The sequence below is a fragment of the bacterium genome (assembly GCA_030583725.1).
In the GTDB taxonomy this organism is placed as follows: domain Bacteria; phylum Patescibacteriota; class Microgenomatia; order UBA8517; family UBA8517; genus JAUYMM01.
Genome location: CP129472.1, coordinates 236,225 through 251,414, shown reverse-complemented (window position 1 = coordinate 251,414; position 15,190 = coordinate 236,225). Strand labels below are relative to the sequence as shown.

Annotated in this window: 17 protein-coding genes; all 17 read left to right on the top strand. The window is 34.9% G+C overall.

Annotation, left to right across the window (positions count from 1 at the left end; all coding sequences use genetic code 11):
- Positions 1-8 precede the first annotated feature (8 nt).
- The 17 genes from QY322_01445 (at position 9) to murA (ending at position 15,190) form a co-directional block, all read left to right on the top strand.
- Complete coding sequence (locus QY322_01445; protein ID WKZ25954.1) at positions 9-1,214, top strand: glycosyltransferase family 4 protein; 1,206 nt, start codon at positions 9-11, stop codon at positions 1,212-1,214.
- A gap of 6 nt (positions 1,215-1,220) precedes the next feature.
- Positions 1,221-1,745, top strand: coding sequence for a glycosyltransferase (locus QY322_01440; GenBank protein ID WKZ25953.1), 525 nt, complete (start codon positions 1,221-1,223; stop codon positions 1,743-1,745).
- Positions 1,735-2,277 carry a glycosyltransferase family 1 protein gene (locus QY322_01435; GenBank protein ID WKZ25952.1) on the top strand — a complete coding sequence of 181 codons (543 nt, stop codon included), beginning with the start codon at positions 1,735-1,737 and terminating at the stop codon, positions 2,275-2,277. Before QY322_01440 ends, QY322_01435 begins: the two co-directional genes overlap by 11 nt.
- Entirely contained in the window at positions 2,258-3,373 is a 1,116-nt protein-coding gene (locus QY322_01430; protein ID WKZ25951.1) for a glycosyltransferase, read from the top strand. The genes QY322_01435 and QY322_01430 overlap by 20 nt, the downstream gene beginning before the upstream one ends.
- Entirely contained in the window at positions 3,285-4,427 is a 1,143-nt protein-coding gene (locus QY322_01425; protein ID WKZ25950.1) for a sugar phosphate nucleotidyltransferase, read from the top strand. The genes QY322_01430 and QY322_01425 overlap by 89 nt, the downstream gene beginning before the upstream one ends.
- Positions 4,428-4,436: 9 nt before the next feature.
- Complete coding sequence (locus tag QY322_01420; GenBank protein WKZ25949.1) at positions 4,437-5,087, top strand: sugar transferase; 651 nt, start codon at positions 4,437-4,439, stop codon at positions 5,085-5,087.
- A gap of 15 nt (positions 5,088-5,102) precedes the next feature.
- The gene (locus QY322_01415) at positions 5,103-7,076 is read left to right on the top strand and encodes a DUF4012 domain-containing protein (protein ID WKZ25948.1); all 1,974 of its coding nucleotides are present in this window, start codon (positions 5,103-5,105) and stop codon (positions 7,074-7,076) included.
- Positions 7,073-7,618, top strand: coding sequence for a DNA repair protein RecO (gene recO / locus QY322_01410; protein WKZ25947.1), 546 nt, complete (start codon positions 7,073-7,075; stop codon positions 7,616-7,618). Before QY322_01415 ends, recO begins: the two co-directional genes overlap by 4 nt.
- Before the next feature lie 24 nt (positions 7,619-7,642).
- Positions 7,643-8,041, top strand: coding sequence for a cupin domain-containing protein (locus QY322_01405; protein ID WKZ25946.1), 399 nt, complete (start codon positions 7,643-7,645; stop codon positions 8,039-8,041).
- A gap of 44 nt (positions 8,042-8,085) precedes the next feature.
- A complete protein-coding gene (locus QY322_01400; protein WKZ25945.1) occupies positions 8,086-9,366 on the top strand; it encodes a glycine--tRNA ligase in 1,281 nt (426 codons plus the stop codon).
- Positions 9,359-10,039: a hypothetical protein gene (locus QY322_01395; protein ID WKZ25944.1), complete on the top strand. Its 681-nt coding sequence runs from the start codon at positions 9,359-9,361 to the stop codon at positions 10,037-10,039. The genes QY322_01400 and QY322_01395 overlap by 8 nt, the downstream gene beginning before the upstream one ends.
- A 166-nt stretch (positions 10,040-10,205) precedes the next feature.
- Positions 10,206-10,637 (top strand): cell division/cell wall cluster transcriptional repressor MraZ, encoded by a 432-nt coding sequence (locus tag QY322_01390; protein WKZ25943.1) that lies wholly within the window; start codon positions 10,206-10,208, stop codon positions 10,635-10,637.
- Positions 10,634-11,509, top strand: coding sequence for a 16S rRNA (cytosine(1402)-N(4))-methyltransferase RsmH (gene rsmH / locus QY322_01385; GenBank protein ID WKZ25942.1), 876 nt, complete (start codon positions 10,634-10,636; stop codon positions 11,507-11,509). Before QY322_01390 ends, rsmH begins: the two co-directional genes overlap by 4 nt.
- Positions 11,496-11,798: a hypothetical protein gene (locus QY322_01380; protein ID WKZ25941.1), complete on the top strand. Its 303-nt coding sequence runs from the start codon at positions 11,496-11,498 to the stop codon at positions 11,796-11,798. Before rsmH ends, QY322_01380 begins: the two co-directional genes overlap by 14 nt.
- A gap of 1 nt (position 11,799) precedes the next feature.
- Positions 11,800-13,491 (top strand): penicillin-binding protein 2, encoded by a 1,692-nt coding sequence (locus tag QY322_01375; GenBank protein ID WKZ25940.1) that lies wholly within the window; start codon positions 11,800-11,802, stop codon positions 13,489-13,491.
- 13 nt (positions 13,492-13,504) lie between these two features.
- Positions 13,505-13,906, top strand: a complete 402-nt coding sequence (locus tag QY322_01370; protein WKZ25939.1) for a hypothetical protein — start codon at positions 13,505-13,507, stop codon at positions 13,904-13,906.
- 33 nt (positions 13,907-13,939) lie between these two features.
- Positions 13,940-15,190, top strand: coding sequence for a UDP-N-acetylglucosamine 1-carboxyvinyltransferase (gene murA / locus QY322_01365; GenBank protein ID WKZ25938.1), 1,251 nt, complete (start codon positions 13,940-13,942; stop codon positions 15,188-15,190).

The window sequence follows — 15,190 nt, the reverse complement described above, 5'->3', positions numbered from 1 at the left end:
AGATTTTGATGCTTCTACCATTCCTACCCATTGATCAAATGTCTGGTGGTCAAACGCGGTGGTATCATTTGATTAAATTCTTATCTAAGAACCATAAAATAACTGTTGTCTCGTTGATTCGCGGAGATAAAGAAAAAGAGCTCTCATACTTACCTCAAATAGAAAAATATTGTGAAAAAATAATGGTTTTTGATAGGCCAAAATCGCCATGGACCATTCGTAATTTATTCTTAACACTGGTTACTTTTAACCCACTAGTTGTTATGAGAAATTTTTCACTCGAGGAAAGAAAAGCAATTACTAAGGAACTGAAAGAAAATGATTACGATATGATTCATGCAGAAACCTTTTATGTTATGCCACATATCCCAAAAACTTCCGTGCCAACTGTTTTAGTTGAGCCTACAATTGAGTTTTCTGTTTATCAGCACTACGTAGACAATGAAGTCCCATTTTATTTTAAGTTTATTTATCTGTTTGATGTTATAAAGCTTAAATGGTGGGAAAAATACTATTGGCGAAAAGCTAATAGGGTTTTTGCTGTTTCGGAAGAGGACAGGGAAATAATGGAGAAGGAACTACCAGGGATTAAAGTTGGCATCATCCCAAATGGTGTTGATGTTAGTTACTTTGAAGAGAAAAAGGTCAAGCGGTTTGTACCAGCTAGAATTCTATATCATGGTGACTACAAGTGGATGCAAAATGTTGAGGCTGTAAATATATTAATCAAAGATGTTTGGCCGTTGATTAAGGAAAAAGCTAAGAATGTAAAATTATGGATTACTGGTAGATCTGTACCAAAAGATATATTAGAGATTGCAAAGAATGATATGAATATTATTGTGACAGAGTCACCCGAGGATAATCGTGACGTATTTAAAACAGCATCGGTATTAGTCACCCCAATAATGAGCCCGGGTGGAACAAGACTAAAGGTATTAGAATCAATGGCATCAGATTTGCCTGTAGTTTCAACTCCAGTAGGTGTTGCTGGATTAAATATTAAAAAAGGTAAACATGCTCTAGTTTCTTCTCAAGTTAGCGAGTTGGCAGAAATGACGTTAAAAGTTTTGGGAGATACTAGTCTCTCTTCCAATTTAGCCAGAGAGGGTAAGAAATTTGTTGCTAACAATTTCGACTGGCAGTCAATTGTCGCAAATCTAGAGAAGGTTTATCAAGAGATACTGAACACTAATAAAAAAAATAACACCTAAATATTTATGAATATACTTATTGATGCAAGGCTATATGGCCCTAAAGACACTGGTATTGGTCGGTATACTCAGAAGTTAGTTGATAATCTGTCTAAGATTGATTCTTCAAATGTTTATTACATATTACTTAGAAAAGATGATTATGAATCATTAAAATTTCCCAATAACTGGACCAAGATCTTAGCTGATTTTAAACACTATTCATTTGCCGAACAATTTAAATTGCCACTTCTCCTTACTAAATTAAAACCCGACCTTGTTCATTTCCCTCATTTTAACGTTCCACTTTTTTACTTTGGTAAGTATGTTGTTACTATTCACGACCTTATAATGCATAAATTTGCAGGCGGAGAAGCAACAACAAGGAAGTTTCCAATTTATCAAATTTGGCGCTTGGGCTATTATATTGCTTTTGCGAAGGCAATATATGGTTCAACTAAAATAATTGTACCTAGCCAGGCGGTCAAAAATGAGGTCGTTAATTATTATAAAATTCAATCGAATAAAGTGGAGGTAACTTATGAAGGGTGATTATTTTATATACACTGGCAATGCTTATCCACATAAGAATTTAGTAAGACTTATACAGGCGGTGGTGCTTATTAATAGTAAGTATGAAATTAAACTTAAGATATCGTCAAGTAGGGGTGTTTTTACTGAAAGGCTTAAAAAGTTAATTATTCAGAATAACGCTGAGAAGTATGTAGATCTCTTGGGTTACGTACCTGATGAAAAAATAGTAGACCTGTATAAAAACTCGTTAGCTTTTGTTTTTCCAACCATATCTGAGGGGTTTGGCTTACCACCAAAGGAAGCAATTGAAGCAGGTACGGTGGCGGTTGTTTCAGATATACCGGTTTTAAAAGAGGTGTACGGTGACTCTGTGGTTTATTTTGACCCGAATAACATAGAATCAATCGCAAGTTCACTTGAGGCCATAGTTAATATGGGCAACAAAGAACGACTAGAAAAAATAGAATATGCAAAAAGTTTTTTAAAAAAATATTCTTGGGCCAAAATGGCAAAAGAAACCTTAAAGATATATGAAGAAGCAGCTAAGTGATCTTAAAGTTGCAATTGTCTATGATAGGGTAAATAAGTTTGGTGGGGCTGAAAGAGTTCTTTTAGTGCTTCATAAAATGTTTCCCAAAGCTCCACTTTTTACAGCTGTATATGACCAAAAAAAAGCTACTTGGGCAACAGTATTTCCCAAAGTTTACACATCATTTTTACAAAATATCCCCTTTGCAAAGAAAAAAAATGAACTATTTGGTTGGTTAATGCCCCTAGCCTTTGAGCAGTTTGATTTTAATAGTTATGACTTGGTTATTTCAGTCACCTCAGAAGCCGCAAAAGGAATAATTACAGGAACAAACACACACCACATTTGTTATATGTTAACCCCAACACGTTATCTTTGGAGTGGATATGACGAATATTTTAAAAATCAATTTTTAAGATTTTTTTCAAAACCAGTTATTAATTACTTAAGATGGTGGGATAAAATTGCCAGTAAAAGACCAGACAAAATAATTGCCATATCAACTGAGGTAAAAAAGAGAATTAAAAGATACTATAATAGAGACAGTGAAATAATATTTCCTCCAGTTGAGTTGCCCTTCCACGATTCGATTCAAATTAGTGACAAAGATTATTATCTCTATATTGGTAGGTTGGTTAAATATAAGAAGGTTGACTTATTAATTAAAACATTTAACAAACTAAAGCCTCGCTTGTTGATTGTTGGAGTTGGTCCTGAAGAACAAAAATTGAAAGCAATGGCTGGTGATAATGTTGAGTTTTTAGGTTTTGTAGAAGACGACAAACTTATTGATGTATATCAAAATGCAAAAGCCTTCTTAATGCCACAAGAAGAGGATTTTGGTATTACAGCAATTGAAGCACAAAGCTTTGGAGTTCCTGTAATTGCATATAAATCAGGTGGAGCACTTGATACTGTAGTGGATGGGGTGACTGGCCTATATTTTAATAGTCAGGATGTGGCAAGTTTACAGCAAGCAATTGAAAAATTTGGTACAATGAGTTTTAATAATAGTGAAATTAAAAGAAATGCTAAATCTTTTTCAAAGAAAGAGTTCCAAAGAAAACTACAAAGATCACTTGTACGCTCTTATTTTAGCGGGCGGAGGTGGCACTAGACTTTGGCCGAAGTCACTTGAGAAATCTCCAAAACAATTCTTAGAAATATTTAATGGTAAGACCTTGGTTGAAATTACTGGTGAGAGATTAAATAAATTTCTTCCGTGGGAGAAGATATTTGTTGTTACTACATCAAAGCCCTATGGTGACAAAATAAGAAAGTTATTGCCCAAAGTTCCTAAAGAAAACATCTTAGTTGAACCGGAAAGAAAAGATAGCGCTGCTGCACACGCTCTTGGGGCTGTCTACATTTTGAATAAAGATTCAAACGCCGTCATTATCAATGCTGCCTCTGATCATTTTGTTAGCCCGCAACACAATTATGAGAAAACAATGCATGCTGCAACAAAATATGCATTTGAGAATAATTGTTTAATTTCAATAGGAATTCGGCCTTCGTATCCTCATACTGGGATGGGTCACTTAAAGAAAGGTAATAAGATTGCAGTGTCTGAAGGTAGGTATGTATATAAATTGAGTAGATTTATTGAAAAACCACCTATTGAGCTTGCTAAAAAATATACAGAGTCGGGGGAATATTTTTGGAATGCAAACCATTATGTATGGCGAGCAGATAAATTTTTAGAGGAGGTTAAAACATACGCAAGAAAGCTTTATCTGGGTATGGAGAAAATTAAGGAGAATATTGGCGGAAACAACGAACACAGAGTGATCGAAAGTGAGTACAAAAAGTTTGATAAGATTTCCGTGGATTACGCAATTTCAGAAAAAACTAAAGATATATGTATGTTAATTGCAGATTACAACTGGACCGATATCGGCGATTGGAACGAGGTTTGGAAAAATTTACCCAAAGATACATCCGGTAATGTATTAATTTCAAGTAATGAAGAAGGGGGAGAGATTATAAATATTGACACTACTGACGCTTTAATCCATTCTGACGGTAGATTGATTGCTGCAATAGATGTAGATAATCTAATCATTGTAGACACAAAAGAAGCGCTTTTGGTTTGTTCAAAAAGTCACGCCCAATCTGTCAAGAAGATAGTTGAAAAACTTAAAAACGACGGGAGAAAAGAGCTTCTTTAAACATAAATTATGTTATTTGAAACAATAAAACGAGTAATAGATATCGCCGCCTCAGTAGTACTGTTAATTTTCTTTTTACCAATAATGATTGTTACTGCAATAGCAGTTAAAATTACATCTCCTGGAACAGTATTGGTTGAAAAAGACAACAAAACTGCTCAAAGGGTGGGTAAAAATGGAAAAATATTTTATCACTTGAAATTCAGGTCTATGGTATCTCAAGGTTATGATGTAATTAAAAATAATCCCAAATTTAAAAAACTCTATGAAGAGTATAAAAGGTCTAATTTTAAATTAAACAAAGATCCAAGAGTTACTAAAGTTGGTAAGTTTATTAGAAAGTATTCAATTGACGAAACACCCCAATTTATCAATGTTTTAAAAGGAGATATGAGTCTGGTTGGCCCAAGGCCTTGTTTTGTTGACGAACTCGATGAACAAAAGAAAAGATTCCCTGAGTGCGAAAAACATATTAAAGAAATGTTGAAAGTTAAACCTGGGATTACTGGATATTGGCAAGTCTCTGGTAGAAGTAATGTCAATTTTGATAAACGAGTTGAGATGGATGCCTACTATGCAAGGAAAAAGTCACTTTTATTTGATATATTAATAATCCTAAAAACTCCTTATGCTATGATTAGTGGTAGAGGTGCTGTATAATTTTTTTCATAAGCCATGGAACAAGAATCTGCCATCCTAATACCTAAAATTGAACCAGACAAGAAAGTAGAAGTTGTTGTTCCCCAAGAACATCCAGGTAAAAAAATTAGAATCAGGAAAAAAACTGCAATAATTTTATCTATAGTATTATTCATAATTTTAATTTTTACAATTCCTTCGATTCTATTTTTTAGTAAAGCACAAAAAACATATAAAGAATTATCTCCAATAATTGCCTCTGCTGAATTTAGTGATTTAGACAAAGTAAAGTCTGACTTTAGTACGGCTAAAAATTCAATTTTTGAGTTAAGACAATCATATGTCTTAGTTTCTTGGATGAAGTACTTGCCATTCGCTGGTAGTTATGTTTCTGATTTGGGTGCTGTTTTAAATGCTTCTGTAAAAGGGTTTGAGGCAGGTGAGATAGCTTTTGTCACACTTGACCCACTTCTTTTGGAGCTTGGTTATAAAAAAGATGGGGTTGACTCCTCAGAAAAATCTGCACAAGAAAGAATTGATTTTGTAGTTAATTCAATACCTGAAATTGTCCCAAAAGCTGATGAAATTTCCTTAAAACTAATAGAAGCAGAGGTTGAGTTGTCAAAAATAGATCCAAACAGATATCCTGAAGAGATCAGAGGCATAAAGTTACGGAATCAGATAAAAACATTTTTAGATATTTTTAAATCTATATCAAAATATGTTTCAGAAAGTAAACCACTTTTGGAAAGTGCACCCTATCTTTTAGGGGTAGATAATGAAGACGGTACACCTAACGAGAGAAATTATTTAGTTTTATTTCAAAATGACAAAGAACTAAGACCTACAGGCGGTTTTTTGACCGCCTATTCTGTGATGAAGGTCAGTAACGCCAAATTTGAACCTGTAACTTCAGATGATATATATAACTTGGACGCAAAATATAAACCCGCTTATCCTGCCCCTGATGCGATTGTTGACCTGATTAAAGGTCCATATATTTTGTCAAAAAATGTGAGACTTAGAGATATGAATTACAATCCTGACTTTAAGTTATCTATGGATTTTTTTTCTGAAGAGGCTTCAAAAGTTGGAATGGATGGCATTGACGGTATAATTGCAGTTGACACTTTTTTACTTGTTAATATATTAGATGCCTTAGGTGAAATTGGAGTTCCTGGGTTCGGCAACTACTCCTCAAAAAACGACCCAAGGTGTAATTGCCCTCAAGTTGTTTACGAACTAGAAAGTTTTGCAGATATTGAAGGGCCAATTATTTGGGATCCGCTAACTGGAAAAATAATCTTGAGGCCACCAAACTCTGATAACAGAAAGAAGATTATAGGTCCTCTGATGAATTCAATTTTAGCCAATGCAATGGCCCAACCTAAAGATAAAATTCCAGATTTATTAAATGCTGTTTTTAATTCTGTTATTGAAAAGCACGTTTTGTTTTATATGTTTGACAAGGATGCCCAAAACGCAGTTGAAGGTTTTGGTATAGCAGGTAGAATTGAAGACTACCCAAATGGCGACTATCTTCATATTAGCGACTCAAATTTAGGCGGTAGGAAGTCAAACCTTTATGTCCGCCACGAGGTTGAACAGGATATCGAAATAAATAAAGATGGAATGGTTGAAAAAACAGTTGTCTTAACATATAAAAATCCAGAAAAGCATGATGGTTGGTTAAATTCTGTTCTTCCTAATTGGGTTAGGATTTATGTTCCTCAAGGATCAAAACTTATTTCAGTTGAGGGTTTGTTGAAAGAGTATGAAACAGTAGACGAATTAGGAAAAACTGTATTTTCAGGACACTTTAGTTTAAGACCAGAAGGTGTATCAAAAGTAGTTTTTAAATATACACTGCCTTTTAAGGTTACGGGAGACTACAATTTATTAATTCAAAAACAGCCGGGAACAGATGCACCACTTTATGTTATTAGAAGTGGTAAATACGAAGAAGAGTTCTTGTTAAAAACGGACAAAGAACTTAAGATAGGGTTGTGAAACTAAAAACATATACTTCCGAAGGTGTAATACTGTCTCGAAAAAACTACAGTGAGGGAGACAGGATATTAGTAGTACTTTCCAAACATTACGGCAAAGTCTCGTTGCTGGCAAAAGGAGTAAGGAAAATTAAATCCAGAAAAAGAGGGCATATAGAAATATTTTCAAAACTTAAGTTTTCAGCTGTACACGGAAAGGGAATGGATATCGTTGTTGAAGCAGAAACAATTGATGACTTTAAAGAGGTACGTGTCAATTTAAATAAAATATCCTTAGCATATTATTTTTGTGAAGTAGTAAATAAAATCACACAGGAAGATGGCAGGCCTTCTTCAGTTTACGATTTGTTGTCGTTCAAGCTGGAACAACTAAAAACTGAAACAAGATTAAAAAAGTTAAGGATACAGTTCATATATGACCTGTTAACAAAAATGGGTTATTGGCCAGAGAATAAAAAAATAATAGACGCTGACTTAGTTTTACAAAACGTCTTAGAAAGAAACATCAATTCTGTCAGAGTAGGTAAAAAGATTTCATTTTAAAAAAGTGTATAATTAAAGTTAGATATGAAGGGTTATAAAGCAAATATTGAGAAACAGACCTTAGAAAATGAGAATTTCAGACAGGTTAGATATACTTCTAAAAACTTCCAACTTGTTCTAATGGCATTAAAACCAAAAGAAGAGATAGGTCTTGAGACACACCCAGATAATGATCAATTTTTCAGATTTGAACAAGGTCACGGTAAAGTGTTCATAGATCAAAGGACGACTGAGGTTTCAGACGGAGACGCTGTGATTGTTCCAGCAGGAGCAAAGCATAATATAGTAAATATTTCAGAAACTGAGTATTTAAAATTTTATACAATTTATGGACCACCACATCACAAAGATAAAACAGTACATAAACTTAAAAAAGATGCTCTAACTTCGGAGGAAGAATTTGATGGTATTACCTCAGAATAATATTGTTGCTGTTTATCAATTAACTAAATTGTTATAATCTAGTTATGGATTTGATGCAGAAGATTACATCCCTAGCTAAACGCAGAGGATTTATATTTCAAAGTAGTGAAATATATGGTGGCTATCAAGGGTTTTGGGATTATGGACCTGTTGGTGTAGAACTCAAGAAGAATATTAAAAATGAGTGGTGGAAAACAATGGTATATGGAAGAGAAGACGTTGTTGGAATAGACGCTTCAGTTGTTATGAATCCAATTGTCTGGGAGAAGTCGGGGCATTTAAAGGCCTTCTCAGACCCCCTTGTCGAGTGTAAAGAGTGTCACAAAAGATTTAGGGCAGATCACTTGGATGTCTTAAGAAATCACGAAAATGAGCACGACGGTGTCGAGTGGACCGAGGCAAAAACCTTCAACCTTATGACAGAGGTATTACTGGGCACCACAGAACCCAAGGAAAAGTCTTATTTAAGGGGTGAAATAACTCAGGGGGTATTTGTAAATTTTAAAAATGTTGTTGATTCAACAAGGATAAAAATTCCATTTGGTATTGCACAGATAGGTAAAGCATTTAGGAATGAAGTAACACCCGGTAATTTTACTTTTAGGTCAAAAGAGTTTGAACAAATGGAACTTGAATATTTTGTCTATCCTTCTGAAAAAGAAAGTGAAAAAACCTATGAAGGGTTTAAAGAGATAAGAATGAATTGGTATAAAGACTTAGGGCTAGATGCAAAAAAACTTCGCTTTGCTGACCATACCCCAGACAAAAGAGCACATTATGCCAAATATGCAACAGATATTGAATACCAAGCTCCATTTGGGTGGAGTGAAATGGAGGGAGTGCATCACAGGGGAGATTATGACTTGAGTAGTCACGGATTAAAATACAGAGATGGCACAACAAATGAGGAATATGTACCCTGGGTTATTGAAACTTCTGGTGGAGTAGATAGGGCAACGCTTTTCTTCCTGATTGATTCTTATATTGAAGATGAAGGTAGGGTCTATCTTAAACTTAATCCAAAAATTGCACCATACAAGGTTGCAGTATTCCCATTACTTGGAAACAAACCTGATCTAATTAAAAAAGCCAGAGATATTTATGAAAATTTAAAGAAAAATTTTGTGGTTACTTGGGATGATAGGGGAAATATTGGTAAGAGATATGCGGCTCAAGATGAAATTGGTACACCTTGGTGTGTAACTGTTGACTTTGATACTGAAAAAGATAATTCAGTCACAGTGCGTGATAGAAATACTGGCAAACAAGAAAGAATAGCTATTGACAAACTCAGTGATTATTTCCAAAATAAACTAGATGCTTAAAAAATACCTTCCCTTAATTTTACTTGGAATTGGACTCTTAGTTTTTACTTTTGTCTTTGTCTTTATTAAAAATAGCAACAACAAGTCTTCTGTTGATGGAGATGAAGTAGCAACTGAAATTGCATTTAAAGACAGACCTTTTGCAACACTTACCCCCACAGAAGACGGTCGTTATATTACTTTAAAGATAGATAAAATAACATTAGCTAAAGCTGTATCTGTAGACTATGAACTTCTATACTCCCTGCCAGATGGTAGAACGCAAGGTGTTCCTGGAACCGTTGACTTAAATGGTGAAACTAATTTTGAAAAAAAGTTATTACTAGGATCTGAGTCAAATGGTAAGTTTAGATATGACGAGGGTGTCGTAGATGGTAGTTTGACAGTCAGGCTACGTGACTCAAAAGGTAAACTTTTGGCCAAGTTTTCAACAAAGTGGCACTTGCAATCAAATACAGCAGAACTAACCTCTATTGATGAAAACTTTGCCTATGTCTTAGAGAAACCAGTCAAAGGTACTTACTTTATAACCATGGAAACCTTTGGTTTACCTGCTGGGTCTTCAGTTAGTGAAGTTGTCTCGGGGCCATATGGAATATTTAGCTCAATCGATCTCCCATCAGGTACAGCCGACGGCTGGCAAGTAACTTCGGAAAACATTTTCTTCAAATAAGCATTAAAAAAGCAATTTAAGAGTGATATCTTTTGACCCTCTTTGTTTTGTGAAATTACGTATTGACAAAGCGTGAAAGAAACTTCAAAATGGTTAGTAATGGTGAAGTCTGGTGAAAGTAACTATTAGACCGAACCGAATAATACCTGCCCAGTATTAAAATACTATGTTAATCGGAAACTACTCGGCGGTATTAAGCGACGCAAGAAGAGTCGCAGTACCTAAAAAATTTACAACTGAATTAGGAGAAAAACCAATACTCGCCATGTGGTATGAGGATTGTTTAATCTTAGTTCAAAACAGCTTTTGGACAACACTTTCAAACTCACTTGTTGGTGGTAGAAATAAGGATTTTGGAGTTAGAAATATCGAAAGGTTTATATTGGGTTCTGCATTTGAAACAGACCCCGATGAACAAGGAAGAATTATTATTCCTGAATCTTTGGCTGGATATGCCAATTTACAAAAAGACCTCGTATTTTTAGGTCTAGTCGATAGAGTAGAAATTTGGTCAAAAGATGTTTGGGATAAAAAACAAATTGATTTACAAAAAATTACTAGAGAGTATATAGATAATTTAATGAAAAATGAAAAATGAAAAATGAAAAAATCTTGACCAGCTCCGCTGGCAAATATCATGAATCAGTAATGGTTAAAGAGGTAATAGAGAGTTTGCACGTTAATACAAGTTCACAATTTATAGACTGTACTTTGGGTACTGGTGGTCACACCGAAGCCATTTTAAGTGCTGGTGGTCAAGTTTTAGGAATTGAAGCTGATCCAAAAATGCTTAGCGTAGCTAAAAAAAGATTGTCTGACCAAAAAGTAAAACTAGTTTTAGGTAATTTTGTAGACATTGATCAAATTGCAAAAGAAAAAGGTTTTTCAGATATAGATGGAATACTTCTAGATTTAGGAGTCTCAAATCTACATCTTATGGACGATGACAGGGGCTTTTCGTTTACAGAAGGTGATCAGGAGCTTGATATGAGATTAAACCCTGAAACACAGGGAGTTAAAGCATCTGACTTATTAAATGCCTTAAATGTTGGTCAGTTGACTGAAATGTTTAATAAAGTAATGGATCTGGGGTTGTCTAGAAAATGGGCCAAAAGAGTAATTAGCACAAGACCATATAAAACGGTTAATGACTTGAAAAAGACAGCATTTGATATGCCACATAAGCCTGGTATAGATTCGGCAACGCTGCCAATGCTTGCCTTAAGAATTGCAGTAAATAGTGAACTTGAAAATTTAAAAGTAGCTTTGAAGAAAGCATATAACCTGTTAAAAAAAGGAGGAAGACTATCTGTAATAGTTTTCCACTCGACAGAAGAGCAAGTAGTTAAAGATTTTATGAGAGATGAAAAGAACAAGGGAAAATTAAAATTAAGATTACCAAATGAAAATGAAATATATAAAAACAAAAAATCAAGGAGTGCAAAACTTTACACTTATGTCAAAAATTAGACAAGGCTTGTTATCAGATAGTAAATATTTATGGGCAATAAACTTAATTTTGTTAGTTACTGTTGTCTTTTTAGGTATAGAACAGGCTGGTAGAGGAGCTACTATTTCTAATCTTGAAAATAAAATTGAGGAACAAATAGTTTTAAAAAGAAATTTGTCAGAAGCTATATTTAGCAGTGGATCCAGTTTGGTTTCAGTTGAAAACGCAGAGAACTCTGGGTTTATAAAACCATCAAACGTACATTATTTCAAAACAGAGAATATATTTGCTAAACTTCCTGTTCAATAAGATGAGGTTTAAATTTGTATTTTTAATATTCATATTACTTTTTTCAAGCATAATTGCAAGACTTTTTTATTGGCAAGTTGTTAAGGGACAGGAACTAAAGCTTCAAGCCAGTTACCAATATAAGGGGAACAAAACATTAACTGCCCCGAGAGGAAATATTTATGCGAGTGATGGTACATGGCTTGCCGTTATGCGTACTAATTGGTTGTTGTTTGCAGAGTTGCCAAAACTAGACAAGACCGCAAAAGAAATTGCCAACCAGTTAGCCCCTTTGTTTGTAGTTGACGAATTTGAAGATAGGGATGAATATAGACAAGCGCTATTGGATGAAACATATAGGCTAGAATCAAGCTTGACTAGAAAAGGAGTTGTTTGGGTTCCTGTAAAGAGAAAGGTCACAAATGATATTAAGGAAAGAATAGAAGAGTTAAATATTGCAGGTCTTGGTTTTGACCCTGAAGAAACTAGATACTATCCAGAAGGATCATCCTCTGCACAACTATTGGGATTTGTTGGTAAAAATGAAGATGGAGAAGATACGGGATATTTTGGTCTGGAGGGGTTTTATAATATCTTACTTTCAGGCAAGGATGGTTTTGTAAAACGGGAGAAAGATTTATCAGGTGTGCCAATAATTTCAAGTAGTTTATCTGAGATCTCTTCAATCTCAGGTACTGACATACACACCTATATAGATAAACGTATCCAAAACATGGTTGATAGAAAGTTGTCTGATGCAATAGAAAAATATGGTGCAGTTCAAGGGTCTGTAGTAATTATGGACCCGTCAAATGGTGCAGTTTTGGCAATGAGTTCATATCCGTCATATGATCCAGCAAAATACTCCGAATTTGATCAATCTTTTTATAAAAATTCAGCAATTTCAGATACGTTCGAACCTGGGTCAATTTTTAAAGTTATAGTGATGGCTTCGGGAATTGATGCTGGTCAAATTAAACCAGATACAATCTGTGATATATGCGATGGACCCTTAAAAGTGGATAAATATTTTATTAAGACGTGGAATAATGAATATCACCCCAACTCCACAATGACTGAAGTTCTTGTGCATTCAGATAACGTAGGAATGAGTTTTATAGCCAATAAGTTGGGTAGTGACACAATGTATGACTATCTTAGCAAGTTTGGTATTGGAAAGTTAACAGGCATTGACCTCCAGGGAGAGTCAAATATTAACTTGAGAAAAAAAGGTACCTGGAACATTGTTGACCTCGCCACCAGTTCATTTGGACAGGGTGTTTCAACCACACCCATACAAATAATCAGGGCGGTATCAGCAATTGCCAACGGAGGCTATCTTATAATGCCTAGAGTGGTCAAAAGTGACGATACTATAAGAGAAAGGGTAATATCAAAAGATTCCGCTGACCAAGTAACTGCAATGATGATTGAGGCCGCAAAAAATGGTGAAGCTAAGTGGACAGACCTTAAGGGGTTTAACATAGCTGGAAAAACAGGCACGGCTCAGATTCCTATTGCTGGTCATTATGATGCAGAAAAGACAATTGCCAGCTTTGTCGGGTTTGCTCCTGCAGATAAGCCAAAATTTATTATGCTTGTAACTTTAAAAGAACCACAAAGCAGTCAGTGGGCATCTGAAACTGCTGCGCCTTTGTGGTATTCTATTGCAAGTGATCTTTTTGTTGTTTTTGGTATTCAACCAGAAAATTAGGTAAAATATACGTATGACAGAACATTTTGTTTCAGACGAGATTTTAAAAGTATTTGGTATAAATAAATACACGATTGAAGCTCGAGAAGGCGTAGATGTTACATATGTTGACATAGCTAGAAATATGACAGATACGCGGCAAATTAAATACATTATTAAAAATATAAAACCACCAGAAATCAAGTTTGAGTTGTCTAAAACTGGTGAGTATGGTCAACCTGGTGTCTTGATGATTGAGACAAGTAATAAGAGAGTGACTATCCGAGCGCACGTATTTGTTTTTGATATGAATGGTGGAATATGGACTGATTATAATAGTCCTGAATCAGATGGTTATAGAACAGAAAATAAAGGAACTGTAGACTGGAGTGGTGGGCAGGGTAGATTTGTTTTAGTAAAAAAAGATAATAAGTGATAAAATGTCTAAGTTGCTAACTTATATTTAAATATGGCGAAATTTTTAATTACAGGTGGAAACAAACTTTCGGGAGAGATTGATATTTTGGGAAATAAGAATTCCGCTCTTAAACTAATCCCAGCAGTTTTAGCTTCTGAAGAGAAATCAGTTTTGACAAATGTTCCCAACATTGCTGATGTTAGAGTGTTACTTGAAATTATTCAAAAGCTGGGGGCAAAAGTTAATTATGATGGTGATGTGCTGGAAATCGACCCATCTGGCCTTAATTCTTACGAACCTGACCCTGATTTGTGTGCCAGAATCCGCGCATCAGTTGTTTTGGCAGCTCCCTTACTTGTTAGGTTTGGTAAAGCAGTCTTAACACCTCCGGGTGGAGATCAAATCGGAGATAGATTACTTGATACTCATTTTTCCATGATGCAGAAAATGGGAGTTAGCTTTGAGAGAAAAGACGGAAAATATTTTCTTAATTGGCACAAAAAAAATGGCGGTAGAATATTTCTAGAAGAGGCTTCTGTTACAGCAACTGAAATGGGGTTAATTATGGCCTCATCTATGAGTGATGAAGTTGTTATTGAAGATGTCGCTTCTGAACCACATGTTACTGACTTAGTAAACTTGTTAACCAAAATGGGAGCTAAGATAAGTGGCGCGGGAACCAATACCTTGAGTGTTAGGGGGGGTAAGTTGAATGGAGCTGAACACAGAGTAATGGCAGATCATATTGAAGGTGGAACTTTTGCTATAGCTTCAGCAATTACAAATGGGAAAATAAAGATAAATAATTTTGAAGCCGAAAACTACCATATGATACTTCATTATCTGAGTAATATGGGTATAGAGTATAAAGTAGAAAAAGATAGTCTGATAGTATTACCATCAAATTTGAAAGCAAAAAGACGAAAATTCCAAACCAGACCATGGCCTGGTTTCCCAACCGACTTAATGAGCCCATTTATAGTTTTAGCAACTCAAACTGAGGGTACTGTATTGTGCCATGATTGGATGTACGAATGGAGAATGTTTTTTGTAGATGACTTAATTGGAATGGGTGCAAATATTTTTATAGCCGATCCACACCGTGTAATAGTTTCTGGACCATCAAAGCTAATGGCAGATAGATTGTTTTGTAAAGATATAAGAGCGGGAATATCTGTAATTTTGGCAGCCCTGGTTGCAGAGGGAACAAGTACTATTGAAAATGTAGAAGTTGTTGACAGGGGTTATCAAGATATTGAAAACAGGCTCAAAAATCTTGGCGCTTCGATTGTTAAACAATAA